This is a genomic window from Arthrobacter sp. Helios (genome assembly GCF_023167125.1).
GTDB classification, from domain to species: Bacteria; Actinomycetota; Actinomycetes; order Actinomycetales; family Micrococcaceae; genus Arthrobacter_B; species Arthrobacter_B luteolus.
Map to the genome: position 1 here is coordinate 3,490,006 of NZ_CP095402.1, position 26,617 is coordinate 3,516,622.

General features: G+C 64.3%; 18 protein-coding genes, 1 tRNA gene, 4 rRNA genes and 1 other RNA gene. 14 read left to right on the forward strand and 10 right to left on the reverse strand.

Going from position 1 to position 26,617, the window contains the following annotated elements; genetic code table 11:
* Positions 1–4: 4 nt before the first annotated feature.
* Positions 5–937 (reverse strand): 3-methyladenine DNA glycosylase, encoded by a 933-nt coding sequence (locus ArtHe_RS16045; RefSeq protein WP_248317840.1) that lies wholly within the window; start codon positions 935–937, stop codon positions 5–7.
* A gap of 8 nt (positions 938–945) precedes the next feature.
* Positions 946–1,404 (reverse strand): MarR family transcriptional regulator, encoded by a 459-nt coding sequence (locus ArtHe_RS16050; protein WP_248317842.1) that lies wholly within the window; start codon positions 1,402–1,404, stop codon positions 946–948.
* Between the two features lie 72 nt (positions 1,405–1,476).
* On the opposite strand from ArtHe_RS16050, the gene ArtHe_RS16055 reads away from it, so the two are divergent.
* Positions 1,477–1,692, forward strand: a complete 216-nt coding sequence (locus ArtHe_RS16055) for a hypothetical protein (protein WP_066300979.1) — start codon at positions 1,477–1,479, stop codon at positions 1,690–1,692.
* A gap of 90 nt (positions 1,693–1,782) precedes the next feature.
* Positions 1,783–2,019 carry a hypothetical protein gene (locus ArtHe_RS16060; RefSeq protein ID WP_248317844.1) on the forward strand — a complete coding sequence of 79 codons (237 nt, stop codon included), beginning with the start codon at positions 1,783–1,785 and terminating at the stop codon, positions 2,017–2,019.
* Between the two features lie 64 nt (positions 2,020–2,083).
* Here the strand turns inward: ArtHe_RS16060 and ArtHe_RS16065 are convergent, their stop codons facing one another.
* Complete coding sequence (locus ArtHe_RS16065; RefSeq protein ID WP_248317845.1) at positions 2,084–3,370, reverse strand: aspartate kinase; 1,287 nt, start codon at positions 3,368–3,370, stop codon at positions 2,084–2,086.
* Between the two features lie 275 nt (positions 3,371–3,645).
* Between ArtHe_RS16065 and ArtHe_RS16070 the strand changes: the two genes are divergently transcribed.
* The 3 genes from ArtHe_RS16070 to ArtHe_RS16080 all read left to right on the forward strand — a co-directional run bounded on the left by ArtHe_RS16070 (position 3,646) and on the right by ArtHe_RS16080 (position 5,856).
* On the forward strand, positions 3,646–4,581 hold the full coding sequence (locus ArtHe_RS16070; protein ID WP_248317846.1) for an ABC transporter ATP-binding protein: 936 nt from the start codon (positions 3,646–3,648) through the stop codon (positions 4,579–4,581).
* On the forward strand, positions 4,578–5,648 hold the full coding sequence (locus tag ArtHe_RS16075) for an ABC transporter permease subunit (RefSeq protein WP_248317847.1): 1,071 nt from the start codon (positions 4,578–4,580) through the stop codon (positions 5,646–5,648). Before ArtHe_RS16070 ends, ArtHe_RS16075 begins: the two co-directional genes overlap by 4 nt.
* A gap of 67 nt (positions 5,649–5,715) precedes the next feature.
* Positions 5,716–5,856 carry a hypothetical protein gene (locus ArtHe_RS16080; RefSeq protein WP_248317848.1) on the forward strand — a complete coding sequence of 47 codons (141 nt, stop codon included), beginning with the start codon at positions 5,716–5,718 and terminating at the stop codon, positions 5,854–5,856.
* Positions 5,857–5,949: 93 nt separating this feature from the next.
* On the opposite strand, the gene recR is transcribed toward ArtHe_RS16080, so the two are convergent.
* From recR to ffs, 3 genes are all read right to left on the reverse strand, one after another.
* Positions 5,950–6,546: a recombination mediator RecR gene (gene recR / locus ArtHe_RS16085; RefSeq protein ID WP_066300994.1), complete on the reverse strand. Its 597-nt coding sequence runs from the start codon at positions 6,544–6,546 to the stop codon at positions 5,950–5,952.
* 32 nt (positions 6,547–6,578) lie between these two features.
* A complete protein-coding gene (locus ArtHe_RS16090; protein ID WP_248317849.1) occupies positions 6,579–10,052 on the reverse strand; it encodes a DNA polymerase III subunit gamma and tau in 3,474 nt (1,157 codons plus the stop codon).
* Between the two features lie 77 nt (positions 10,053–10,129).
* Positions 10,130–10,225, reverse strand: an RNA gene (ffs, locus tag ArtHe_RS16095) — signal recognition particle sRNA small type.
* Between the two features lie 1,393 nt (positions 10,226–11,618).
* On the opposite strand from ffs, the gene ArtHe_RS16100 reads away from it, so the two are divergent.
* The 3 genes from ArtHe_RS16100 to rrf (ArtHe_RS16110) all read left to right on the forward strand — a co-directional run bounded on the left by ArtHe_RS16100 (position 11,619) and on the right by rrf (ArtHe_RS16110) (position 17,066).
* A 16S ribosomal RNA gene (locus ArtHe_RS16100) occupies positions 11,619–13,102 on the forward strand.
* Positions 13,103–13,672: 570 nt separating this feature from the next.
* Positions 13,673–16,710, forward strand: a 23S ribosomal RNA gene (locus tag ArtHe_RS16105).
* A 239-nt stretch (positions 16,711–16,949) separates the two neighbouring features.
* Positions 16,950–17,066: ribosomal RNA gene (gene rrf, locus ArtHe_RS16110) — 5S ribosomal RNA — on the forward strand.
* Together the 16S, 23S and 5S rRNA genes form the textbook arrangement of a ribosomal RNA operon.
* Before the next feature lie 472 nt (positions 17,067–17,538).
* On the opposite strand, the gene ArtHe_RS16115 is transcribed toward rrf (ArtHe_RS16110), so the two are convergent.
* Positions 17,539–18,855, reverse strand: a complete 1,317-nt coding sequence (locus ArtHe_RS16115; protein WP_248317850.1) for an MFS transporter — start codon at positions 18,853–18,855, stop codon at positions 17,539–17,541.
* Between the two features lie 329 nt (positions 18,856–19,184).
* On the opposite strand from ArtHe_RS16115, the gene rrf (ArtHe_RS16120) reads away from it, so the two are divergent.
* From rrf (ArtHe_RS16120) to ArtHe_RS16145, 6 genes are all read left to right on the forward strand, one after another.
* Positions 19,185–19,301: ribosomal RNA gene (rrf, locus tag ArtHe_RS16120) — 5S ribosomal RNA — on the forward strand.
* Positions 19,302–19,421: 120 nt separating this feature from the next.
* Positions 19,422–20,069, forward strand: a complete 648-nt coding sequence (locus tag ArtHe_RS16125; RefSeq protein ID WP_248317851.1) for a TMEM175 family protein — start codon at positions 19,422–19,424, stop codon at positions 20,067–20,069.
* A 66-nt stretch (positions 20,070–20,135) separates the two neighbouring features.
* Positions 20,136–20,223, forward strand: a tRNA-Ser gene (locus ArtHe_RS16130).
* A 267-nt stretch (positions 20,224–20,490) separates the two neighbouring features.
* Positions 20,491–21,324 carry an SDR family oxidoreductase gene (locus tag ArtHe_RS16135; RefSeq protein WP_248317852.1) on the forward strand — a complete coding sequence of 278 codons (834 nt, stop codon included), beginning with the start codon at positions 20,491–20,493 and terminating at the stop codon, positions 21,322–21,324.
* Positions 21,325–21,338: 14 nt separating this feature from the next.
* The gene (locus ArtHe_RS16140; RefSeq protein WP_248317853.1) at positions 21,339–23,057 is read left to right on the forward strand and encodes an AMP-binding protein; all 1,719 of its coding nucleotides are present in this window, start codon (positions 21,339–21,341) and stop codon (positions 23,055–23,057) included.
* A gap of 13 nt (positions 23,058–23,070) precedes the next feature.
* Complete coding sequence (locus tag ArtHe_RS16145) at positions 23,071–24,306, forward strand: beta-ketoacyl-ACP synthase II (RefSeq protein ID WP_248317854.1); 1,236 nt, start codon at positions 23,071–23,073, stop codon at positions 24,304–24,306.
* 5 nt (positions 24,307–24,311) lie between these two features.
* Here ArtHe_RS16145 and ArtHe_RS16150 read toward each other — a convergent pair whose 3' ends face one another.
* The 3 genes from ArtHe_RS16150 to ArtHe_RS16160 all read right to left on the reverse strand — a co-directional run bounded on the left by ArtHe_RS16150 (position 24,312) and on the right by ArtHe_RS16160 (position 26,425).
* Positions 24,312–24,983 (reverse strand): thioredoxin domain-containing protein, encoded by a 672-nt coding sequence (locus ArtHe_RS16150; protein WP_248317855.1) that lies wholly within the window; start codon positions 24,981–24,983, stop codon positions 24,312–24,314.
* Between the two features lie 119 nt (positions 24,984–25,102).
* The gene (locus tag ArtHe_RS16155) at positions 25,103–26,056 is read right to left on the reverse strand and encodes an oxygenase MpaB family protein (protein ID WP_248317856.1); all 954 of its coding nucleotides are present in this window, start codon (positions 26,054–26,056) and stop codon (positions 25,103–25,105) included.
* Between the two features lie 60 nt (positions 26,057–26,116).
* On the reverse strand, positions 26,117–26,425 hold the full coding sequence (locus ArtHe_RS16160; RefSeq protein ID WP_248317857.1) for a transcriptional regulator: 309 nt from the start codon (positions 26,423–26,425) through the stop codon (positions 26,117–26,119).
* Positions 26,426–26,617: the final 192 nt, after the last annotated feature.

Here is a 26,617-nt window from a genome sequence, read left to right on the forward strand (position 1 = left end):
CAGCCTAGCCGCAGAGCTGTTCCTGGAGCGGTCCCAGCAGGTCCAGGATGCGGGCGCGCAGCTGCTGGGATTCCTCGGAGAATGCCCGCTGAGCGGAAGCGTACTGTGCCCGTCCGGCCGGCGTCTCCACGGGAATCGGTTCATATCCCCAGTCCTGCAGGTCGTAGGGGGAGGCGCGCATGTCCATTTCGCGGATCCGCCAGGCGAGTTCAAAGCAGTCCATCACCAGTTCACCGGGAAGCAGCGGCACCAGCTTGTAGGCCCATTTGTACAGGTCCATGTTGGCGTGCAGGCAGCCGGGCTGCTCGAGGTCCCGCTGGTTCTCGCGGCTGGGGGTGAGCTCGTTCAGTTCTACGGCCTGCGGCGCGTAGAACCGGAACGCGTCGAAATGCGTGCAGCGGATCCGGCTTTGTTCCACCAGGGCGTCGGTGCCCTCGGCGCCCAGGCGCAGCCCCAGGTACTCGTGGCGGACGCCGTTGACGTCGGATTTATAGGCCATGGCCCACTCGTGCATTCCGAAGCAGCCCAGCGACGCTTTCCGGGCTGCGGTCCGGGAAAGCAGCATGCCGGTGAACTCCAGCGCCGGTCCGCGGGCGCCGGCGAAGGCGCCGAGGTCCACGGTGACAGCGGTGCCGTCCGGGCTCAGTCCGGCAGCGGCGAGTTCCCCGTCCGCCAGCGGGCGGTAGAACTTCCAATCGAGCCGCTGTGCCGCTGCGGCTCCGGTAAGGACGACGCCGGCGCCCGGGTGCCAGCGCAGCAGCTGCCCCGGTTTCTGCGAATAGTAGGTGAAGAGGAAGTCCTCGACCGGGTGCTTCCGGCCGGCCGACCGGCGCTGCAGGTAGCCGTCAGTGAAGGGGTGGACGCGTTTTTCGTAGGCCGCCTGCCGGGGGAGCCACTGGTCCTCGGTAAGGACCGTTACGGCGGGAGAGTGCTGCACAGCTCCCATTATCCCAGCTGCGGCTGCTGGGTGGCCTCGATGAGCCGGCGCATGGCGGCATTGAGTTCGAGCACCTGATCGCGGGTCAGCTGCAGGCGCGCCATCATGGCGCCGGGCACCTCCACAGCCTTGTCCCGCAGGGCCAGGCCGGCGCTGGTCAGGTTCACCGCCAGGGCCCGGTCATTGCCCGGCGCGCGGTCCCGGGTCAGGAGCCCGGCCGCTTCCAGCCGCTTGAGCATGGGGGAGAGAGTGGCGGGTTCCATCAGGAGGGTGTCGCTGAGGTTGCGGACGGTGCGCGGGCTGTCCTCCCACAGTGCCAGCAGCACCAGGTATTGCGGATGGGTGATGCCCAGGTCTTCCAGAACCGGGCGGTAGGCCCCGACGACGGATCGGGACGCCACGGACAGGGCAAAGCAGAGCTGGTGTTCCAGCAGCAGATCCTCTGCCTGGTTCACGGGGTTCGTCACGGTTCTCCGATCCTTAGTGCACTAACAATTAGCGTACAGTAGGTTACTGATACACCTCGGAAGGGACGTCAAATGGCAGGCAAGGAAAGCTTAACCGCGCGGTTTATGCGGACAACGGGCAAAGCCCGGCTGATTTTCGGCCCCGCGCAGAGTTCTTCGCTGAACCATGCCATGACCGAGGAAAACAAGCGGCTGCTCGAAGCCCAGCAGGCCGAGGAAAAGGCCAAGTGGGAGACCGTCACGCGGGCCGACGGCAGCAGCTACATCCTGCCCCGCAAGCCGGACTGAGTCCGCACGGATTTTTGTGTCCAGGGGTTCCCCCGGGGCCGCGGGATTTTATCCTTAAGGGACACCTTTGCCTCTAAGGAGGGGTTCCCCATGGCAACAATCGTGCCGGACCCGGGCGACGGCGGTGAGCCCCGTCTGCCCAGCGGCGAAATCCCGGAAGTGGCGGAGTTCGACGAGTCAGAGATCGTCGTCGAAACCGACAGTGAGGGACACCATTACGGAGTGGACCGCGAGTTTGTCGAGGGCAAGCCGCACCGTGAACCGGCCGAGCCGGTGATCTACCAGGACTACTTCCACGCCCCGGTTTTCCGCGAACACGTGTACTAGGCCGGCCGGACACAGCAAAGGGCGCCCGGCCCGCCGGACGCCCCCTCTGGTTTGAGCCTGCTGATTAGCGGCCGGTGCCGCCGTACACGGTAGCCTCGGCCTCGCCGTCGAGCCCGAACGCGGCATGCACCGCGCGGACCGCGTCGTCCAGAAGCGCTGCGCTGGTGACGACGGAGATGCGGATTTCCGACGTGGAAATCATGTCGATGTTCACGCCCGCCAGGTGCAGCGCCTCGAAGAACTTGTGCGAGACGCCGGGGTTGGAGCGCATGCCCGCGCCGATCAGCGAGAGCTTGCCGATCTGCTCGTCATAGTCGATGGCGTCGAAGCCGATGGTGGCCTTGGCGGCGTTGAGCACATCCATGGCGGCCTGCCCGTCCACCATCGGCAGGGTGAAGGAGATATCCGTCTTCCCGGATCCCTGGGTGGAGACGTTCTGGACGATCATGTCGATGTTGGTGTTCGCGCCGGCGACGATCCCGAAGATCTCCGCAGCCTTGCCGGGAATATCCGGGACACCCACGACCGTGAGCTTCGCTTCGGAGCGGTCATGAGCAACGCCGGAGATGATGGGCTGTTCCAAGGGTTCTCCCTCTTGAATCTTGATCTTGTCGTCTGGGCTGGGCAGTACCCAGGTCCCTTCGTGCTGGCTGAAAGAGGACCGCACATGCAGCGGAACGCCGAAGCGCCGGGCGTATTCCACGCAGCGCAGGTGCAGGATCTTGGCGCCGGAGGCCGCCATTTCCAGCATTTCCTCGCTGGAGATCTTGTCGATCTTCTGCGCGCTTGACGCTACGCGGGGATCGGCGGTGTACACGCCGTCAACGTCGGTGTAGATCTCGCAGACATCGGCGTCGAGGGCTGCGGCGAGGGCGACGGCGGTGGTGTCGGAGCCGCCGCGGCCCAGGGTGGTGATGTCGTGGCTGTCCCGGCTCATGCCCTGGAAGCCGGCCACAATGGCGACGTCGCCCTTGTCGATCGCGGTTTTGATCCGGTGCGGAGAGACGTCGATGATCCGGGCCCGGCCGTGGATGGCGTCGGTAATCATGCCGGCCTGGCTGCCGGTGAAGGACTGCGCGGAGGCACCCAGTTCGTTGATGGCCATGGCCAGCAGCGCCATGGAGATGCGTTCGCCCGAGCTGAGCAGCATGTCCATTTCACGCGGATGGGTGCCGGTGGTGATCTGGCCGGCCAGGTCCAGCAGCTCATCGGTGCTGTCGCCCATGGCAGAAACGACAACGACGACGTCGTTCCCTGCGCTTTGGGTGTCCACGACGCGCTTGGCGACGCGCTTAATGCCTTCGGCGTCCGAAACGGAGGAACCGCCGAATTTCTGCACTATCAGGCTCATGCGTTCACGCTCTCTGGAACTCTTCTTCGTTGCTGCCCGGCGGCGCTGCGCCGCAACGGCACTATCCGTGGAAAAGGCCGCCCCGGGCGGCCGATGTTCAAAAGTCTATAGCTGCCCTGCGGCGGTGCCGAAATGCCACCGAAATGCCGCTCAATCTCTCCTTAACGATCTCATGCTGCCGGCTAACCGTGCAGGCATGTTCCGGCCGCAACTCACCGGGGCAGTGCTGAGGCGCAAACACCGGTTGGCATGGCCCGCCCGTATAGTCTGGCCGCATGGGGACAACGGAGCCGGGCGGTATTACCGCCGAGGGCGTGCAGCGCAGTTTTGGAACGGTCCAGGCCGTCCGGGGAATGGACTTCACCGCTCCGCCCGGTTCTGTCACTGCCCTGATAGGGCCTAACGGTTCCGGCAAGACCACCCTGCTGCTGATCCTCGCGTCCCTGCTGGCACCGGATGCGGGCACGGTCCGGATCAACGGTGCCGACCCGCTGACGCAGCCGCAGGCCGTCCGCCGCGCCGTCGGCTGGATGCCGGACACACTCGGTGTCTGGGAATCGCTGACAGCCACGGAAATCCTGGTCACCGTGGGGAAGCTGTACGGTATGGCCCCGGCGGCAGCTGCTGCCCGGGCCGCTGAGCTGCTGGCCGAGGTCCGGCTCTCCGGGTTCGCTGAGCAGCCGGCCCGGGTGCTTTCCCGGGGACAGCAGCAGCGCCTGAGCCTGGCCCGGGCACTGATCCACGACCCGTCCGTGCTGCTGTTGGATGAACCGGCCTCCGGCCTGGATCCGGGCTCCCGGGTGGAGCTGCGCCTGCTCCTGCGCCGCCTGGCCGCGGACGGCAAAACCATCCTGGTCTCCTCCCACGTGCTGTCCGAACTGGACGAAATGGCCGACCGTGCGGTGTTTGTTTCCGGCGGGAAGACGGTCAAAACCCAAACCCTGGACGAGGCCGGGAGCCAGCTGCGGTGGTATGCCATCCGGGCGGGGCGCACGGGTGACCTCCTGCGTGCCCTCGACGCCCACGGGCTTCCACATCAGGCCGGCGACGGTCCACGCCGCGGCCAGGTGCGGGTCCAGCTCGCCGGCGAGGACCAGGCGGCGGCCCTGCTGCGGGACCTGGTGCTGGGCGGCGTCGACATCTCGGCCTTCGCACCGGCCACCGGGGCGCTCGAAGAAACCTACATGAGCCTGGAGGCGGACAAGTCATGAGCGTGGCAGAAGCTTCTCCGCGGACGGCCCGCCTGGGGTACTGGAAGGGCGTCAGCACGGTCTTCGCGCTGGAGATGAGGCAACGGGTACGTTCGCGCGGCTGGTACGTGCTGCTCGGTGTGTGGTTCGTGGTGATCGGGCTGGTGGCAGCGTTCACCACGTGGGTGTCCGGTGAGACGCCCGACGCCGGGCAGGCGCTCTTCGAGCTGATGATCAGCTTTGTGCTGTTCTTCGGCCTCCTGCTGGCCCCGGCGTTGTCTGCCAACGCCATTAACGGGGACCGTTCCGCCGGCACCCTGGCGGTGCTGCAGGTGACCCTGCTGCGCCCCGGACAGCTCCTGGCCGGCAAATGGCTGGCCTCCTGGGTGGCGTCGCTGGGGTTCCTGGTGGCCAGCGTCCCCTTCCTGCTGTGGGCGCTTGCCCTGGGCGGTGTCCGCCCGGGTGTGGCTGCAGTGTCCCTGCTGATGCTGGGCGTTGAACTGGGCGTGATCTGTGCCCTGGGCGTCGCGGTGTCCGCGCTGGCGAACCGGCCGCTTTTCTCCATTGTGGTGACCTACATGCTGGTGGCGCTGCTCTCCATCGGAACGCTGATCGCTTTTGCGCTGAGCATGCCGCTGGTCAAGGGGACGGTGCAGGCGAATTTCGCGCAGTATGAGCCGTACCAGCCCTACACAGCGCCGGACGAAACCTTCACCAGCAGCTACACATGCACCGGACCGCTGATGGAAATGGAGGTCAGCCATACCGAACGCTCAGCGTGGCTGCTGGCCGCCAATCCCTTCGTGGTCCTGGCTGACGCCCTGCCGTACGGCCCGCGGGAAGGCGCCGGCGGGCCGATGGAAGGCATCAGCTCGTCCGTCAGGTATGCACAGGCCGGGCCGGAGTTCAGTGGACCGCAGTGCATCAACGGTGAGGTGCGGGAAGACCGTGAGCTCCCGGCGTCGTTCCCCATCTGGCCGCTGGGCCTGGGTGTGCAGTTCGCCGGTGCCGCACTGCTGCTGGCCCTGGCACGACGGCGGCTGGTGACCCCGGCCCGCCGGCTCGCCTCGGGTACGCGGATCGCGTAGTGACGGCTGAGCCGCTTCGGTTGACCGTCCTGGGTTCCGCTTCCCCGTATCCCAGTGCGGAGAATCCGTGCTCCGGCTATCTGGCGTCCCACCGCGGTACCCGGATATTCCGGCCGAGGCGGTGGCGCGGGCGGCGGACCGGTACGACGGCGTCATTGACTACGCGGCGCCGGGGAACACTTTCACCGTCGGGGCGGCCGCGGATTAGGTGACGCTGAGCCTTGGGTGGGCTGAGCCTTGGTGAGCTGCGGCCTGGGCGTGCTGAGCCCTAGGCGAACTGAGCCTTAGGTCAGGACGTGCCTTAGGTGAGGCTGCGGCGGCCTTCGAAGGCGCGGCCGAGGGTAATCTCGTCGGCGTACTCGAGGTCGCCTCCCACCGGGAGTCCGGAGGCCAGGCGGGTGACGTTGATGCCCAGAGTCTTGAGCATGCGCACCAGGTACGTCGCCGTGGCTTCCCCTTCGAGGTTGGGGTCCGTGGCGATGATGATTTCGGCGATCTTCTCGTCGGAGAGCCGGCTGAGCAGTTCGCGGATGCGCAGCTGGTCCGGACCGATGCCGGCAATCGGGTTAATGGCCCCGCCGAGCACGTGGTACCGGCCCCGGAAGGAACGGGTCCGTTCCACGGCGATGACGTCCTTGGACTCTTCCACCACGCAGATCATGGTGGGATCCCGGCGCGGATCGCGGCAGATGTTGCAGGTTTCCTGCTCGGTGACGTTGCCGCACACCTGGCAGAACTTCACCTTTTCCTTGACCGTGGTGATCGCGGACGCCAGCCGGGACATATCTTCGGGATCCGATTCCAGAATGTGGAAAGCGATCCGCTGCGCCGACTTGGGACCCACGCCGGGGAGGCGTCCCAACTCGTCGATCAGTTCCTGAACCGCACCTTCGTACACTTGGCCTTCTTAGGGAATAGTTGTTGGACCGGTCAGCGGCGCATGTCTTGTCCGTCGAGGCTGCGTTCCTCGATCAGCCGGCCGCCCAGGATGCGTTCGATGGCCTTGCGGCCCACCAAACCCGAGTCCTCGAGAGTTACATCGTCGGCGCTTGGCACGTCTTCGATGTAGCCCAAGTCTACGTTGCCCCGTCCTGCGGCAGGCTGCGCCGTGCCATTGCGCTGGGCAGCTTCGTTCAGCAGTTTCTGGTACCGGCTGAGCGGGCGGTTACCCTGGTTCCCGGCCGGAGCTGCCGGCGCTTCTGCCGGCTGAGCCTGGGCCGGCTGCGGTGCCGTCCGCGCGGGCGCCTGCATCGTCTGCGCGCCGGATCGGTGTGTTGAGGATCCCTGCACGGAGGAGCCCGGCGTGGCGCTTCCGGGCGACCCGGCGGGAGTCCCGGCAGGAGAGCCTGCAGGAGCACCTTGCCCGGTCCCCGGGCGGGCTGAAGCCTGCCCCCAGGACCCTGCGGACTGTCCCACGGGACGCGTGGCAGTGGTTCCGGCCCAGTTGGTGTTGGCCCACTCATCGTCGCTGACTGCGCTGCTGACGTGGATGTCCTCCGGCGGTGCAGCAGTTTCCCAGGCGTTGCTCTCCGGCATATCCGCCGGATCGGAGGGCTCCTGCGGCCAATCATCGGGCAGCGGCGCCGCGGGGCGGGCTGCCTTGGGACGGGATGCCGCAGGGCGCCCCGCGGCGGGATGTGAGGCTGCGGGAGAACCGGGTGCGGGCTGCGCCGTCGGAGAACCCGGGGCATGTTGCGCGGTTTGAGCATCCGGTGCGGGAGCCGCCGGGCCTGCCTCGGGGGTGTGAGACTCCGGGCGTGCATTCGGGCGGGATTCAGGTCCGGCACCGGCTGAGGGTGCGGCCGCCGGCGGGACCGTGGCGGCCGCCGCACCTGCTGCCGGCTGTCCGTTCAATCCCTGGGCAGGCCGCGGCTGCGAAGCCTGCTGGTCCGCTGGCTGCGGTGCCTGCGGACTGACTGGCGGTGCCTCCCGCGGGGACTGCTGTGCCGGCTGACCGGCAGTGGACTCCGGCTGGGACACGCCCGTCCGGGGCGCATCGGGCTGGGGCGCGCCGGTTGCGGGCATCGCCGGCTCGCCTGGGTGCCCGGCAGTCCGGGATGCGTCTGATTCCTGCCGCTCCTGAGCTGCGGGCGCGCTGCTGTGGCCTGCCGGAGCAGGGGCAGACGATGCGCCACGCTGCGCCGGAGACACCTCGGACGTGGGCGCAGGCGCGCCGGCGGACACAGGTGCGGTGGCTCCTGTCGCGGACTGCTGGGGAGCCGGTGCCGGAACCTGTGCCGGCTGGTGAGGCCGGCTACCAGCTTTTGGGCCGGGTTCACCCGCTGCCGCGGTGCTGTCGTGGACGGCGTTGACCTGGCAATCCACGCCAAGGACCTGGTGGATGGCCTTGCGGAGATTTTCCAGGTGATCGGGCCGGTTGAAGTTTGTTGCCGCGCCGGGATTCGAGAACGCGAGTTCCAGGACCCGGCCGTCGAAGGCCCTCGGCGAAGCGTTCTTGCTGACGTTCAGCCAGGTCGCACGGCGGATGCTGGTGAGGGCATCCATGATCTCCGGCCAAGCCCGCCGGATCATTTCAATCTGTCCGCCGCCGCCGGCGGTGCGGCCGGCTTCCTGCGGAGCGGGCTGACCGGGCTGAGGTGCTGCTGCTTGGCCGGGATGAGGCGCTGCTGCCTGACCCGCCTGAGGTGCGGTTGCAGGGCCGGACTGGGAAGCTGCTGCGGGAGCCCCGGACGGTGCCCCACCCTCACGGATTTGCGGGGCTTGGGTTTGCGGAGCAGGCGCGGCGTCGCGGGAAGGCGCGGATGCTGCGGGAGCCTGCTGCCCTGGAGCGGACGACTGGGACGTCGGCCGGGCCGGAGGCTGAGCGGTGCCGGTTCCGTTGGCCTGGGGGTTCGAACCCGGCGCGCTCACGGCGCCTCGGGACCCAGCGGATTCAGGCACCGGTGCCGGCTGGGCCGGAGGCTGCTGCTCGGCTGCTTCGCGGGAAACATCGTCCCACGTCCGGCTCGATCCGCCAGAAGCACCGGAGGCGCTGGCGGCGGACTGGCCTGCTGCCGGGGAGGACTGACCTGTGGGAGCAGGTGTCGCCCAGGTTCCGCCCCAGTCCGCTGCGGCTGGTGCGGATTCCACGGGAGCGGGCTGCGGTGCTTCCGGCTGGGAAGCGGCTGGTGCCGCTGCTGCGGGACGCTGTGCCGCCGTCGGGCGTTCAGCCGCTGGAGCAGATGCGGCCGGTGACCCCTGCACTGTCTCGCCGGCCGCATAGGCCGGGGCGCCGTCGCCGGCGTAGCTGAGCCGCCGTTCGAGCCGGTCCACGCGCGCAGCCGTGCCGCGCTCCGACTGGTCCGCTGCCGGCAGCAGGATCCTGGCGCAGAGAAGCTCCAGGTGCAGCCTCGGGGAGGTTGCGCCCGTCATCTCGGTCAGGGCGGTGTTCGTGATGTCGGCGGCGCGGGAAAGCTCGGCGCCGCCGAACTGGGCCGCCTGCGTGTGCATCCGGTTGATCTGGTCTTCGGGAACGCCGCGGAGTACGGCAGCTGCGCTGTCCGGCATCGCGTTGACCACAATGAGGTCGCGGAACCGCTCCAGCAGATCCTCAACGAAACGGCGGGGGTCCTGGCCGGTCTGGATCACGCGGTCAATGGCACCAAAGACGGTGGTTGCATCACCGGCAGCGAAGGCATCAACGACGTCGTCGAGCAGCGCCACGTGGGTGTACCCCAGCAGATTCACTGCCAGTTCGTAGTCCAGCCCGGATTCACCGGCACCGGCCATCAGCTGGTCCAGGACGGAGAGCGAGTCACGGACGGATCCGCCGCCGGCCCGGATGACCAGCGAGAGGACCCCGGGGGCCACGGGCACGTTTTCCTGGCTGGCCAGCTTTTCCAGGTAAGCCAGCAGCGGTTCCGGGGGAACCAGGCGGAACGGATAGTGGTGGGTGCGGGACCGGATGGTGCCGATCACCTTGTCCGGTTCCGTGGTGGCAAAGATGAACTTGATGTGTTCCGGCGGCTCTTCGACGATCTTGAGCAGCGCGTTGAAGCCGGCCGAGGTGACCATGTGGGCTTCGTCAATGATGAAGATCTTGTAGCGGTCGCGCACGGGGGCGAAGGTGGCGCGTTCGCGCAGGTCGCGGGCGTCGTCCACACCGCCGTGGCTGGCTGCGTCGAATTCGATGACGTCGAGGCTGCCGGAGCCGTTGCGGGCCAGTTCAACGCAGCTGTCGCACTTGCCGCACGGGGTCGGCGTCGGGCCCTCAGCGCAGTTCAGGCACCTGGCCAGGATGCGGGCAGACGTAGTCTTGCCGCAGCCGCGCGGGCCGGAGAAAAGGTAGGCGTGGTTGACGCGGTTCTTTGAGAGGGCCGCCATCAGCGGCTCGGTGACATGCTCCTGGCCGATCACGTCCCCGAAGTTCTCGGGACGGTAGCGGCGGTAAAGGGCTGTACTCACAGATAGAACCCTATCGGTTGGCGCTGACGGTTCGCATCCGGTCCCGGGGCGGGGCAAAGGCCGCCGTTTCCGGATAAATTAAAGACCCCCCATGCACCTGCCAGAGCCCGCTTACCCTTGCTACCTTCCGGTCCTGGGGGAGTTCACAGGATGACACCACATGAGGGGCCGCCAACAAGTCTACCCGATTTTTTGCCTGCCCATTCCGGGGTGGTTGGCGGGTTGGCGGGTGGCCGGAATGGGGCGGAAATCTGGCCTGGGCGTATGTCAGGGGACCGGTGCCCGACGCCGGCTCCAGGGTTCCGGTGGCGGGCGCCGCTGCTGCGGTGGTCGCCGGGGTTCCGGTGGCGGGCGCCGCTGCGGCGGGTGCTGGCATGTCGTTTGGGTGCTGGGTGGGTTGGCCGGGTTGGGGTGGCTGGTGTCTTGGTGCGTGGGCGCCGTCGGGCAGGGATGCCGTGATGCGTTGATGGATGGGTACGTGGATTTGGCTGGGTGGATCTGGCTGGGCCGTCACCTCGGCGGTGCCCCGTTCGGGCGGTTGCTGCCCGGAAGAAGGGTGACTGCCCTATATAGGGGCATGAACGGCATATAGGGGCAAGAACGGCTGCCCGCACCTTCCTCTTTGCACGACCCTGGTGGAACACCCCCTATGTGGAACACCTCCTATGTGGTGCTGACCGCTGTGCGCAACCGTGGTGCGGCGCTCGGCACGTGTGGCTTGCCGCAGGAGCAGGCTCCTCTCTCCCCTCCCTCTCTCCGGCGGCTACTCTCCCTCGCGGACGCGGGGCCCGCATGCCTCCCTATATAGGCGCCCCACTATGGGTGCCCCACAAAGTTATAGACGCTCCAACAAAGTGGCTCTATGCTCCAACAAAGTGGCTCTATACAGGGACGTCCATATAGCGACACCGCCTTGGCTCATCCAGAGAGCTTGACCAGGACCGACCAGGGCCGGAGAACCATGACTAGGCGGCGTGCAGGAATGCCGACGTTCGTAACCGTCCTCTGCGGACGGGTGCGGAGCGCTTCCGGCCAATTCTGCGACGTGGTGCAGGACACCTTGATTCGATTTGCGCGCCCGCCCGGCGCCGTGTAATGTTTTCTGAGTCGCCGCGGCCGGGACGCTGAGAAAGCGCCCGAAGCATGGCGGCCAAACCCCAACTTCCTTTCGATGGTGGATCTGCTGCGCGCCTTGTGTGCCGGCGGGAAAGCCTGACAATGAATGCTGGGTTCGGACAGCCGGTTTGAACGGTTCGGAACGATTTCCACGGAAATCCGCCGAATTGCAAAAACCGGAAAGATGAAATAGAATTATGAAACACCGCAGCGGTGCGAAAAGAAAGACATTGATCCGGAAACGGAATGGTTTTTCTGAGTAGACCGGATGCGACTGTTGTTTGAGAACTCAATAGTGTGCCAAGTTTATTGATACCAATTATTTTGATTGGTTGAATTGGCTGTCCCGCCCACCCCGTGGGCTGTGGATGGTTTTTTTAGCTGGTTTCGAATTTAGTGCAGAACTGTGCAGCCAATTTTCCTTGGCTCCGGTTTTGTGTCTGTAACACATTTACGGAGAGTTTGATCCTGGCTCAGGATGAACGCTGGCGGCGTGCTTAACACATGCAAGTCGAACGATGACTTCTGTGCTTGCACAGAATGATTAGTGGCGAACGGGTGAGTAACACGTGAGTAACCTGCCCTTAACTTCGGGATAAGCCTGGGAAACTGGGTCTAATACCGGATACGACCACCTGGCGCATGCCATGGTGGTGGAAAGCTTTATGCGGTTTTGGATGGACTCGCGGCCTATCAGCTTGTTGGTTGGGGTAATGGCCCACCAAGGCGACGACGGGTAGCCGGCCTGAGAGGGTGACCGGCCACACTGGGACTGAGACACGGCCCAGACTCCTACGGGAGGCAGAGTGGGGAATATTGCACAATGGGCGAAAGCCTGATGCAGCGACGCGCGTGAGGGATGACGCCTCGGGTTGTAAACCCTTTTCAGCAGGGAAGAAGCAAGTGACGGTACCTGCAGAAGCGCCAACTACGGCCAGCAGCCGCGGTTTAGGCGCGCGTTATCCCGGAATTATTGGGCGTAAAGAGCTCGTAGGCGGTTTGTCGCGTCTGTTGTGAAAGCCCGGGGCTTCAACCCGGGTCTGCAGTGGGTACGGCAGACTAGAGTGGCAGTAGGGGAGACTGGAATTCCTGGTGTAGCGGTGAAATGCAGATATCAGGAGGAACACCGATGGCGAAGGGCAGGTCTTCTGCAACTGACGCTGAGGAGCGAAAGCATGGGGAGCGAACAGGATTAGATACCCTGGTATCCATGCCGTAAACGTTGGGCACTAGGTGTGGGGGACATTCCACGTTTTCCGCGCCGTAGCTAACGCATTATGCCCCCGCCTGGGGAGTACGGCCGCAAGGCTAAACTCAAAGGAATTGACGGGGCCCGCACAAGCGGCGGAGCATGCGGATTAATTGATGCAACGCGAAAGAACCTTTACCAAGGCTTGACATGAACCGGAAAGGCCTGGAAACAGGTCCCCCACTTGTGGCCGGTTTACAGGTGGTGCATGGTTGTCGTCAGCTCGTGTCGTGAGATGTTGGTTATCCGCAACGAGCGCAACCCTCGTTCTATGCTGCCAGCGCGTTATGGCGGGGACCCAGAGGAGACCGCCGGGGTCAACTCGAGGAAGGTGGGGACGACGTCAACCATCATGCCCCTTGGTCTTGGGCTTCACGCATGCTACAATGGCCGGTACAAAGGGTTGCGATACTGTGAGGTGGAGCTAATCCCAAAAAGCCGGTCTCAGTTCGGATTGAGGTCTGCAACTCGACCTCGCGAAGTTGGAGTCGCTAGTAATCGCAGATCAGCAACGCCGCGGTGAATACGTTCCCGGGCCTTGTACACACCGCCCCGTCAGTCACGAAAGTTGGTAACACCGAAGCCGGTGGCCTAACCCTTGTGGAGGGAGCCGTCGAAGGTGGGACCGGCGATTGGGACTAAGTCGTAACAAGGTACCGGAAGGTGCGGCCGGATCACCTCCTCTTTTCTAAGGAGCACCAAGGCCCATGTCCTTCCACAGTGCTGATGTGTTTGCAGGAGATGCCCATATGGGGACATATGTTCCCCGGTGGGTGCTCAAGGGTGGAATATCAATAGCAGGTGCCCGGCGCTACGCCTGGCAGCCCAGTACGTTCTGTCCTTCGGGGACGGGGATTGAACACGCCGCTGATCGTGGGACCGGGTTTTTTCCGTTTGGCACACTGTTGGGTCCTGGAGGCAACAGGACCGTATGAATGACAATTGACTGCTGGTGGCCTGATCCGTTTTGTGCGGAGCGGGGTGCCGGCGGGTGGTTGAAGGACACGGATTCGGTGTTGTTTCGATTGTTGCTGAGACTGTCACGGTAAATACGTGGTGGTGGAGGGGTGTGACGGGGTTGTTGTTTGAGAACTACATAGTGGACGCGAGCATCTTAAAAAATTATTAAGTGCAATTTCAGAAAACCTGGTAGATCCGGTTGGTCTGTTGGCTTGTCCTCCTTTGGGGGTGGGTTGATGGGTTGGCTGGTGAGACCGTGGTTTTCTCGATAGCGATATTAATTATTGATCTTTGTGGTCAAGTTTTTAAGGGCACACGGTGGATGCGCATCAGGAGCCGAAGAAGGACGTAGGAATCTGCGATAAGCCTGGGGAGTTGATAACCGAGCGTTGATCCCAGGATGTCCGAATGGGGAACCCCGCCCGGCGCGAGTGACCGGGTGACCTGCATCTGGAACACATAGGGGGAGGGAACGCGGGGAAGGAAACATCTCAGTACCCGCAGGAAGAGAAAACAACAGTGATTCCGTTAGTGGTGGCGAGCGGAACGCGGAAGAGGCTAAACCAGTGGTGTGTGATAGCCGGCGGGCGTTGCATCACTGTGGGACTTTCCGTACCAGTTCTTGCCGGATTGGTGAAGTGAGTGCAGGTGCATAGGTGAACTGGCTTGAAAAGCCAGGCCGTAGAGGGTGTTAGCCCCGTAACCGGGAATGTATGCTGCCGCCGAGAGGATCCCGCGAGCACGGGGCCCGGAGAAATCCCGCGAATCTGCCAGGACCACCTGGTAAGCCTAAATACTCCCTGATGACCGATGGATAGCGACAAGTACCGTGAGGGTAGAAAAGTACCCCGGGAGGGGGAGGAAATAGTACGAAACCGTGTGCCTACAAACCGTTGGAGCAGCCTTGTAGCTGGACAGCGTGCCTTTGGAAGAATGAGCCTGCGAGTTAGTGTTACGTCGCGAGGTTAACCCGTGTGGGGAAGCCGTAGGCGAAAGCGAGTCTGAATAGGGCGAGTGAGTGGCGTGATCTAGACCCGAAGCGGAGTGATCTACCGGCGAAGGTTGAAGCGACGGTAAGACGTCGTGGAGGACCGAACCCACTCAGTTGAAAATGGAGGGGATGAGCTGTGGGGTAGGGGTGAAAGGCCAATCAAACTCCGTGATAGCTGGTCTCTCCCGGAAATGCATTTAGGTGCAGCGTTGCGTGTTTCTTACCGGAGGTAGAGCTACTGGATGGCCGATGGGCCCTACAAGGTTACTGACGTCAGCCAAACCCGGAATGCCGGTAAGTGAAGAGAGCGCAGAGGAGACTGTGGGGGATAAGCTTCATAGTCGAGAGGGAAACAGCCCAGACCACCAACTAAGGCCCTAAGCGTGCTATGGGAAAGGATGTGGAGCGTCTAGACAACCAGGAGGTTGGCTTAGAAGCGCCACCCTTGAAAGAGTGCGTAATAGCTCACTGGTCAGCGACCGCGCCGACAATGTAGGGGCCTACACCGCCGAAGTTGTGGCATTCAGATTTTTGGTAACTCGTGGTTCAGCCGTCTGGATGGGTAGGAGCGTCGTGGGCAGTGAAGCTGCGGTAAACCAGTGGTGGATTCACGAGTGAGAATGCAGGCATGAGTACGAAAGACGGGTGAGGTAAACCCGCCGCCGAATGATCGGGTCCAGGTCAAGCTAATCTGCCCTGGAGTCGGGACCTAAGGCGAGGCCGACAGGCGTAGTCGATGGACAACGGGTTGATATTCCCGTACCGGCGAAAAAACCGCCCATACCCAAACGGGGATACTAACCGCCCATACCTGGACCGGCCGCCTTGTGGCGACCCGGTTTTTGGTGGAGCGCGGGACCGTAACCCGGGAGGTAAGCGTATTAACAGGTGTGACGCAGGAAGGTAGCCGGGCCAGGCGATGGTAGTCCTGGTCTAAGGATGTAGGGTCAGTGATAGGCAAATCCGTCACCGTGTTCTTTGATGACGCACCCGAGATCTGATGGGACCCCGAACGGGGGAATCCGGGTGATCCTATGCTGCCTAGAAAGCATCGGCGCGAGAGTTTTAGCCGCCCGTACCCCAAACCGACACAGGTGATCAGGTAGAGAATACTAAGGCGATCGGAGAGAATTATGGTTAAGGAACTCGGCAAAATGCCCCCGTAACTTCGGGAGAAGGGGCTCGCCCGTGACCGTCACTTGCTGGCGTGAGCGGGTGGGGCCGCAGAGACCAGGGGGAAGCGACTGTTTACTAAAAACACAGGTCCGTGCGAAGTCGCAAGACGATGTATACGGGACTGATTGCCCGGTGCTGGAAGGTTAAGAGGACCGGTTCCCTACGGGGCGAAGCTGGGAATTTAAGCCCCAGTAAACGGCGGTGGTAACTATAACCATCCTAAGGTAGCGAAATTCCTTGTCGGGCAAGTTCCGACCTGCACGAATGGAGTAACGACTTCCCGCTGTCTCAACCATAAACTCGGCGAAATTGCAGTACGAGTAAAGATGCTCGTTACGCGCGAGGACGGAAAGACCCCGAGACCTTACCATAGTTTGGTATTGGTGTTCGGTGGCTTGTGTAGGATAGGTGGGAGAGTCGAGACCCGGGACGCCAGTTCGGGTGGAGCCATTGAAATACCACTCTGGTCATACGGGATATCTAACTTGCCCGTAATCCGGGTCAGGGACAGTGCCTGATGGGTAAGTCGATCCGGGGCGGTGCCTCCAAAGAGTAACGGAGGCGCCCAAAGGTTCCCCAGCCTGGTTGGCAATCAGGTGTCGAGTGTAAGGCACAAGGGAGCTTGACCAGGAGAGACATCTCACAGGACGAAAGTCGGGACTAGTGATCCGCGGTACATTGTGGAATGGCCGTCGCTCAACGGATAAAAGGTACCTCGGGGATAACAGGCTGATCTTGCCCAAGAGTCCATGTCGACGGCATGGCTTGGCACCCGATGTCGGCTCGTCGCATCCTGGGGCTGGAGTAGGTCCCAAGGGCTGGGCTGTTCGCCCATTAAAGCGGACGCGAGCTGGCTGAACGTCGGAGACAGTTCGGTCCCACGCTGCGGCGCGCAGGAAATTTGAGAAGGGCTGTCCTTAGACGAGAGGACCGGGACGGACGAACCTCTGGTGTGTCAGTTGTCCAAGTGCACCGCTGATTAGCTACGTTCGGATGGGATAACCGCTGAAAGCATCTAAGCGGGAAGCCTGCTTGAGATGAGATTCCATACACCTTGTGTGTGAGAGGCCCCCAGCCAGACCACTGGGTTGATAGGCCGGATGTGGAAGCGGGGACTAAAGACCCGTGAAGCTGACCGGTACTAATAGGCCGATAACTTACACCACAACACACTCTGGCGGAACACGACTTCAAACGGTTCCGCAATATAGAGGGGTGTGATGATCATGCTGCTTGCGTCCACTATGTGGTTCCCGGACAACAACCCGTTGGGTTGTTATTCCAGGGAACAAATAATTGAATACACGGTACCCGTGTAATCCACCACAGATTTACCCACCCCCCGCCACCGCATCCTCCTTTTCGGGATGATGCCGGCAGCAAGAGGGGTTTGGGTTGGAAGGGTTACGGCGGTCACAGCGCGGGGGAAACGCCCGGTCCCATTCCGAACCCGGAAGCTAAGACCCGCAGCGCCGATGGTACTGCACCCGGGAGGGTGTGGGAGAGTAGGTCACCGCCGGACAATCATTTCAAGGCCACCCCCCCTTTGTGGGGTGGTCCGGGTTCAGGCCCCGCACCCTTGGTGCGGGGCCTGACCTGTTTAACCAGGTGTGTCTTCCTGGTGCTGGTTCGCCTGCCGGCCGCATCACGGATCACCGCCGGCACGGCCTCTGGTCTGGCAGGCCAGTGACCGGCCCGGCCCGGGAATGATCTTCACCACCTGCCGGCTCCGGCTCGGCCACGCGAACCCCGTTCTTGATCTTCCCGCCGGCCCAAAACACTGCACGGACCGCCACCTGTCCGGCCGATTCGCTCCGGAATGGGACACCGCTGCCACTGAGGACCGGAGCAAACACCCAAAACGTACGCAAAGTCCCAAACCGGAGCGATTTCCTCCGGCGGTCTGGGAACCGGATGCAGCCGGCCCCGCCAAGCAAGAGGCTCTACCAAGTAGCCGGCCCCGCCCTAATGCGGCACCCCGTCCTAACGCCGACTTACTCGCCCTTCATCGCGGCCGAGTCGCCGGGCGGTGGGCCAGCCAGCGCGTCCAGTTCCAGAGGGAGATCGCGCATCGTGATCAGGCGGGAAGCCAGGACAGGTATTGAAGCCAGTATGGCGATCGCGGCGAAGATCCAGAGTGCGGCAAGTACCCCAAGGGTGCTTCCGAGCAGTCCGCCGAGCAAGGCGCCGAGGGGCATCGGCCCCCAGACGAGGAAGCGGATCGAAGCGTTCATGCGGCCGAGCAGAGGTTTGGGGCAGAGCCGCTGACGGAAGCTGCCCTGGGTGATGTTGTAGACGACAACACCCCAGGAGGTAATGAAGCCGCCGATCACCAGGCAGGGGACGGCCGACAGGTAACTTGCCAACGGAGTGGAGAGCAGGGCCAGGCCGGCCACGGCTGAGGCGAGAGGGATGGCCCTTCCCTCGCCGACGAGCCGTTGAAAGCGGGAGGCGGTGACCGCACCGAGGATGCCGCCCGCTGCGGTCACCGACATTACGATGCCCAGCGTCGTCTCGGATAGGCCCAGCGTACGCAGCGTGTAGAGCACGAACAGCGCAAAGGTAGCGGACGTAGAGAAGTTCAGGAGACCCGTGCAGGCAACGATTCTGCGAAGGAGAGGGTGCTTCAGCACAAATGAAAGCCCTTCGCGGATCTCCACGGCCAGTGGCCTGCGCGCCTGCGGGTCGGCCGGGACCTCACTGTGGCGGATGCGGCTGACGAAAAGACTGGAGAGGGCCATGCACCCGCTGGTTACGGCGATCGTCAGCGGTGATCCGATGAAGCGGATCAGCGCGGAGGCTGCCGTAGGGCCAAGGACCATTGCGGTTTGTTGGCTTGCCTGGAGCTTGCCGTTTCCATCGCTGATCTGGCTGCCGTCCAGAATCTGGGGCAGGTAGGACTGATTGGCGACGTCGAAAAACACCGTGACGACACCAATGAGGGCAGCGACGACGTAAAGGTGGGGCAGCGTGAGCGCATCGAGAAGCCAGGCGACCGGGAGGGTCAGCAGCAATGCAGCCCTGAGGAGGTCACCAAGGATGATCACTCTCTTCTTGCGCATCCGGTCCACCCATGCCCCGGCGGGAAGGCTGATGAGCAGGAAGGCCGCAGATTCCAGTGCGGCCAGGATCCCCATTTGAAAGGCATCAGCCTGGAGCAGCTGCACCGCCATAAGCGGCATTGCGAACGCGACCAGCTGCATTCCGGTTACGGACACGGTGTCGCCGGCCCAGAGCTGGCGGAAATCGTGGTGCCGCCACAAGCTGGTGGGCGGCGTGGTAGTTGTACCGGGGCCGGCGGACGGTGGCATCAGGGCCTTTCCTTGCAGCACGTAGAAATGGTGACTGGATCGTAAGCCCCATAGTCTGGCACCGGATGCCTTCTCCAAGGAGTTCCGCCGTGCCGGGAGCCGCTGCGGATACCCGCTGAACCCAAATCCGCTCGCCCGCCTCCACCGCCCGCCTCACAACCCGCGACGCCCGCTCCCAGACCCCCGCTCAGCGCCACCCGGTGGTCACAGCTGCCCGGTTTTTACGTTATGATTAATGAGCATCACCGCCGCAGGCAGAACAGCTGAGAAGTTGAGGAAGCCCGCGGTATGTGACCCAAGGATTTCCCGCGAAAGCGTGGATAAAGGGTTACGGCGGTCATAGCGTGGGGGAAACGCCCGGTTCCATTCCGAACCCGGAAGCTAAGGCCCACAGCGCCGATGGTACTGCACTCGGGAGGGTGTGGGAGAGTAGGTCACCGCCGGACATTCTTTGAAGATAAGGACTCGTACAGCGACGTACGGGTCCTTATCTGTTTAACGCCCCACCACTCGCTGATCCCCACCCGCCGTGGCCCACGCGGACAGCAACCCCCCACACTGGACCTGTGCCAGCGAACAAGGACCCTTTTAGCCGACGGTTTGATTCCGGGCCGGACCTGGACCGCACCATGTTCTTCAGCGATGCAGTGTTCGCGATCGCCATGACCCTGCTCGCAGTAGACATCAAGGTGCCGGAGGTGCCGAGTGACCAGCTGGGCCAGGCGCTCTGGGATCAGCGCCAGGAGTTCTTCGCCTACGCTCTCTCCTTTGCCGTCGCCGCCGCATACTGGCTCAGCCACCACAGGCTCTTCCGGCTGTTGAAGGGGTACACGGGCGGTCTGCAGCGGTTGAACCTGCTGCTGCTGTTCTTCGTGGCCCTGCTGGCCTATGCCACCGACATGCTGGCGCTGCACGATGACCAGCCCCTCGGCGTCATTATTTATGCCGGAGCGCTGGGGCTGATTGGAACGGTGAATTACTGGCTGTGGATTTACTGCGGGCGGCGCGGATTGTTCCGGGACGACGTCGATCCGCGGCTGCTGGCCTACGCCCGGGTCCGCGCCCCGATAACTCCGATAGTTTTCCTGCTCTCGATTCCCATCGCATTCATCAGCCCCAGCGCGGCGGAACTGTCCTGGCTCTCCATCCTGGTGATCAACCGTGCCCTGCAATGGTGGGGACGGGCGCGCCTGGCCCCGCCCGGCAGTGTATGAAGCGCCGATTCGGTAATTGAGCCGTTGTCCGGTAGTCTTGTATCTGCTCTTGACGAGCAAAAGCCTGGAGGATTCGCCTAGCGGCCTATGGCGCACGCCTGGAACGCGTGTTGGGTTAACGCCCTCGGGGGTTCAAATCCCCCATCCTCCGCCACAATGCAAGCCCCGCTGATCGGATTCCGGTCGGCGGGGCTTGCTTGGTTTAACGTGCTGGCCTGACGTGCAGGTGAAACAGGGCTGCAGTCCCGGCACCCTTGACGCACGGCATCCGCCGGATGAGGATTTACGGACCAAGGGGTCCGTTGCGTACCGGCCGTACCGGCCGAGATAACGGCTCCGTGCGGCCTCCGAACGCCCTGTCCGAAGACCGCGCCCCGATTCGAGACGCCGGCGCCGGGTGCACGGTGCGGAAGGTTTGCCCGTGGAATATGACGGCAAGATCGCCCTGATTACCGGAGCGTCCCGCGGCATTGGCCGGCGCATCGCTGAGCGGCTCGCGGCGCAGGGTGCGCAGGTGGTGGTTGGTTACCGGAAGAACGCGGACCTCGCGAAGGAAACGGTCGCTGAGCTGCAGCGGCTTGGCGGCGGCGGGCTGGCGGTGCAGGCGGACATCGAGAACCCCGAGGACATCATTCGGCTGTTCGACGCCGCCGCAGCCGAATACGGCCGGCTGGATTACTACGTGAACAACGCCGCCGCGGCAGCCTTCAAGAAGGTCGTGGACCTCAAGACCCACCACCTGGACCGGGCCTACGCCGTTAACGTCCGCCCCTTTGTACTCGGCTCGCAGGAAGCGGTCAAGCTGATGGACGACGGCGGCAGGATCGTCGCGCTGACTTCTTACGGCAGCATCCGGGCCTTTCCCACCTACGCCGCACTGGGCTCCTACAAAGCCGCTGTGGAGTCCTTTGTCCGGTTCATGGCCGTGGAGTTCGCCGGGTACGGCATCAACGTCAATGCGGTGAATGGCGGCCTGATCGACTCCGACTCGCTCGAGTACTTCTACACCATGGACGGCATGGCGCCGATGGACAGCGTGATCTCCCGGATCCCGAAGCAGCGCCCCGGCACCGTGGACGAAATGGCCGCCGCCGTCGAGTTCCTGCTCTCGCCGGGAGCTGAGTACATCACCGGGCAGTCGCTCGCCGTGGACGGGGGACTGTCGGTGATCGCTCCGCCGTTCTTCAGCGAAACCACTGAACCCGTTGCCCTTCCCGAACGGCCGCGGCGCGCGCAAAACCCTGAGGCTGACTGAAAGAAAGGACCCCAATGCCGTACGACGCCGGGCGGTACAAGCAGTATTTCGAGCATCAGGTGACCTACGGGGCGGGCTTCCGGCGCAACGTGACGCGGTACCGGAACGCCATCGCCCTGATCGACCCTCCCAGCGGCCGGCAGTGGACCTACGCGGAGCTGGGCGCCGACGTGCGGCGCTGCGCCGCCGCGCTGGCCGAACGCGGCGTGGGCCGCGGGGACCGGGTGATGTACCAGCTGTTCAACGGCGTCGAATTCGCGCTGCTGTATCTGGCGACCCAGGAACTCGGGGCGATCAGCGTGCCGGTGAACTACCGGCTGGCGCCGGGCGAAACCGCGCATATCCTCCGCGACAGTCAGCCCACGGTGTTTATTGTCGACGCCGAGTGCGCGGCTGCCGCTGTGCCGGCATTGGAGCTGGCGGAGGCCCGTCCGGCGGTGCTGGCGGTGGGGGAGCCCGATGGCGGCTTCCCGGCCGGCTGGGGGGAGTTCGCCGCTGCCCTGGAACAGGCCACCGGGATGCCGCCGGAACTGCCTGCGGATTTCTCCACTTTTGAAGAGACCACCCGGCTTTACACCTCCGGCACTACGGGCATGCCTAAGGGTGTGGCGCTGCCGTCGATCGCGGAGCTAATGAGCGCGCACGACGTCATTATGCATTTCCCGCTGTCCCCCACTGACCGGACCCTGAACATGACCCCCTGGTTCCACCGCGGCGGGCTGCATTCGGGCGGGCCCACGCCGGCCTTTTACATCGGTGCCGGAGTGGTGCCGCTGCGCAGCTTCAATCCCGCCACAGTGCTGGACTGGGTGGGGGAGTACGGGCTGACGTTCCTGATCGGCGCGCCCACCACGCTGGAGATGATCGCAGCGGAGCAGGAGCGGCTGCCGCGGGACATCTCCACGCTCAAGGGCATTGTGACCATGGGCGCGCCGCTGGACCGCGCCGCGGCCCTGCGGTACCAGGAGCTGCTGACCCCGCGGATCTTCAACGGCTACGGCACCACGGAAGCTTTCTGGAACACGTTCCTGCGGCCGGAGGATCTGCCGGAGCGGGCCGGCACCGCGGGGCGTTCGTGTACGGATGACGACGTCGCCGTCGTGAAGGTCTTCCCGGACCGGCGCGGCCGGCCGGACGAGCTGGCGGCACAGGACGGTACCGAGGCAGGCGAGATGATCATGCGCTCCCCGAAGGCCGGGTACAGCTACGTCAACCTTCCAGCTGTGGAGGAGGAGAAGTTCCACGACGGCTGGCTCTATCCGGGGGACATGGCGACCTGGGATGAGGACGGGTTCGTCACCATCCTGGGCCGCAAGGACGACATGATCATTTCCGGCGGGGAGAACATCCACCCGGTGCAGGTGGAGGGCGTCCTGGCCGAGCATCCTGCGGTACTGGATGCCGTAGTGGTCGGCGTGCCGGATGACCAGTGGGGGCAGCGGGTGGTGGCATACGTGATCCGCAGCGGGGACGCTGGGGCTGTTGGAGACGCTGACGACGCCGTCGCTGCAGCAGCCGAACTGGAGGCGTTCTGCCTGGCGCATCCCGGCCTGGCGGACTTCAAACGTCCGAGGGCCTACCGGTTTGTCGGCGAGGTTCCGGTGACGGCGACCGGCAAGAAAATGCACTTCAAGCTGGCGGAGACCGCGGTGCAGGACCTGGCGGCCGGGAACTTCACCGCGCCCGGCGCGGGGCCCATCCTGGGAACTGAGCGGACGGCGGCAGCCGAGTGAAGGCGGTCCTGGGATGAGCTCCGAACGCGTGGTGATTACCGGCATGGGCGCGCAGACGCCGCTGGGCGGATCCTGGCCGCTGACCTGGGAGGCGCTGAAGCAGGGCAAAAGCGGGATCGACCGGATTACGGCCTTCGATGCCTCGGACTTTCCCACCCGGATCGCCGGGGAGGTGAAGGGCTTCGATCCCGCGGCGTGGCTGCCGGTCAAACGGATCAACCGGTCTTCCCGGGCCTCGCAGCTGGCCGTCGCGGCTGCCCGGGAAGCGGTGACCGACGCCGGACTGGGCGCCACGCTGGAAGAGGTGGACGCCGCCGTCGTCATTAACAGTGCCGTGTCCGGTTATCCGGAGATCCAGGACGCCACCACATTGTTTGAACAGAGCGGGATCCGGCCGATCAGTCCGAGTTTCGTGGCCTCGTCGCTGACCAACATGCCGGCCTGCGAGGTGGCGATCGACCTGGCGGTGCACGGACCCGTCAATGCGAGTGCGCTCGCCTGTGCCAGCGGAACGCACGCACTGCTCGAGGCGCGGCGGCTGCTGCTGGCGGGGGACGCCGACGTCGTTATTGCGGGCGGAACAGACGCCGCCATCACCTCGGTGATGTTCGCGGGCCTGACGGCGATGCGCGGGCTCTCGCGCAGTAATGATGTGCCGCAGGAGGCCAGCCGGCCGTTCGACGCCGACCGGGACGGGTTCGTCTTCGGTGAGGGCGCGGTGGTGTGCACCCTGGAGACGCTCACGCACGCCCGCTCGCGCGGTGCCCGGGTCTACGCCGAGGTGCTGGGCGGGGCGATGACCTCGGACGCGTTCCACATCGTGGCTCCGGAACCCAGCGGCAAGTACGCCGCCCGTGCGATTTCCCGGACCCTGGAGCAGTCGCGGCTGGACCCGTCGGACGTGGAGCTGGTCTGCGCGCATGGGACCTCAACCAAGGCCAACGACCGCACGGAAACCGCGGCGCTGCACACCGTGTTCGGGGAGCATGCCGGGGCGCTGGCGGTGACCGCGCCGAAGTCGATGACCGGGCACCTGATCGGCGCGGCCGGAACCCTGGCGTCGCTGCTGTGCGCGATGTCGATCGTGGAGGGTGTAATCCCGCCGACCATCAACTACGCCACCCCGGACCCGGAGTGCGACCTGGATTATGTGCCGAACACGGCCCGCGAGCAGGACGTGCGGTACGCGGTCACGAACGCGTTCGGGTTCGGCGGGCAGAACTGCGTGGTGGCGTTCGGGCGGGTGTAGGCCGCTTAGTTCGCCAGCGCGTTATCCAGCGGCTCCTGCAGCTCGGCGTAGTCCACCGATTCCAGCTGGAGCACCTGGCCGTCGAGGATCAGCGTGGGGGTGCCCTTGAGCTGGAGTGCCTTGGCGTCCTGCAGGTCCTTGGCCACGCGGTTCTTGATGGCCTCAGAGGAGTAGTCGGCGCGGAACTTCTCCACGGCCAGGCCGAGGTCCTGGGCGTACTGGGCGAAGGTGTCATCCGGGTCGATCTCGGCGGCCCAGTCCGCCTGGTGCTCGAAGACGGTTGCCGCCATCTCTTCCAGAGCGCCCTGTTCCGCGGCCGCTTCCACGGCCTGGGCGGCCGCCTCGGCATTCACGTGCTTGGCCAGCGGGTAGTTCCGGATGAGGATGCGGACCTGGTCCCCGTAGTCCTCCTTGGCCTGCTGGATCAGCGGGTCCATCTTGGCGCAGTAGGGGCACTCGTAGTCGGTGAAGAGAACCAGGGTGGCCTGGGGGTCGGCCGGGTTGGTGATCGCCCGGGCATCAGCCGGTACCACGATGTCCAGCTGCTCCGCGGAGATTGAGGGGGCTGCCGATGCCGTGGCGGTCGTTTCGTGTGCCGATTCAGGTGCCGCGCAGGAGGCGACACCGCCAAGGGCGAGTACTGAAGCGATAACCAGGGAAGGGACAGTCCTGCGCATAGTTCCTTTCGACGAAGGGAAGGCTGTATGGCGGATATATCTTCAATTTTTCCACCGGACGCCGGGGGATCGGAAGCCTGCTTCTGTGTGATTTCGATCAGGCGGGTGTGTGGCTGAAGCTACGTGTTCTGCTGCGGCTTCGACTGCTGGTTGCCCTGTTGGCGCTGCTGCTGCTCGGCTGTCAGCCGGGCGATGCGCTCGCGGGCGGAGCGTTCGGAGGGTCCCATGTTCCCGAGACCGAACCGGATCACCCGCAGCACCAGTTTCACCGGGCCGTGCACCGGCAGCTTGAACGGACCCAGTCGGGGTTCCTTCAGCCCAAGCAATTCGCGGTGCCGTGGTTCCAGGGAGGCGACGGCGCCGGCGAAGAGGACCCGGTAACCGATGAGCTGGTTCTTTGGCAGGGGCGGGCGGCGGATGAAGCCCACAACTTCTTCGACCGTGGGGCTGGAGCGCAGCTCGGGGTCGAACGCGGCCATCTGCTTCCGCAGCCCGGCCAGGTCCCGGGGCGGGTTCTCGATCCGCATCAGTTCACCGGCGGTGGCCCATTCGGCCACATACTGGTCCGGTCCGCCCGGGATCGGCCCGCCGAACTCGATGTGCGAGGTGAGGAACGCGTCGGTGAAAGCCAGATGGACCCAGCGGGCGAGCTCGGGATCGTTCGCCGAGTAGGGCCGCAGCGTTCCGGAGGCGTCTTCGTAGGTTCCCTGCACCCGTTCATGCAGCCGCAGCACCCAGTCCGAGGCACTGCGTGCCGCCGTCGTATCCCCGTAGGTGACGGTGAAGATCCAGCGGATGGTGCCCGCCAGGCGGCCCAGCGGGTCTTCCTTGTAGTTGGAGAAGTCGCGCACGCCGGCCATTGCGCCCGGGTGCAGTGCCTGCAGGAGCAGGGCGCGGATGCCGGCGATGATCGTGGTCATGGATCCGTGGACCGCCCACACGGCGGATTCCGGTCCGTAGTAGCCGGGGTCGGTGCCGTTGGCGAGCTCCAGCTCCCATTCCGGAATGGTCTCCGAGTTGTTGCTGAACGTGCCGACGAGCTGCCGGCGCCAGGATTCAAGAAGCTTGCCCATCCTCCCAGTATGGTCCTGCCGGCTGGGAGGAGTCAGCGACCCGGGAGGTTGGGGGAATTTCTACTCTTGATCCAGACCGTTGCCAGCAATGTCCTGGAGGATCAAAAGGTTGTTCCGGAGTGCCTGGTTGCCGGCCTCCGTGCTGGCGATCCACGTTCTCATCTGCCGCCCGTATTGGCGCTTTTCGATGGTGATGAATCCCGCGTCGGCGAGCCGGGTGAGGTTTTGGGAGAGGCTGGAATCTGAGAGATCGACGGCGTCCCGCAGGATGGAGAACTCGCACTCATCAACTGAGCCGAGGTAGCCCATGATGGAAAACCTCACGGGGGAGTGGATCAGCGCGTTCAGCTCATGACGGGGATGGCTCACCGGGACAGGGCCTGATCGGCTGCATGAAGCGAAGCTGCGGAGTATGTCGTGTTGGCCGAATCAGTCACGCAAGCAGTTTACGGACCGTAAAGTCCTTGTCGAGAGGTACTTTGCAGCGGACACAGCCAAGGTGGGTGGGGCTTGCCGCCGTCGCGAGCCGACTGGTCGATGGGCAGCGGCGGGCCCGGCACT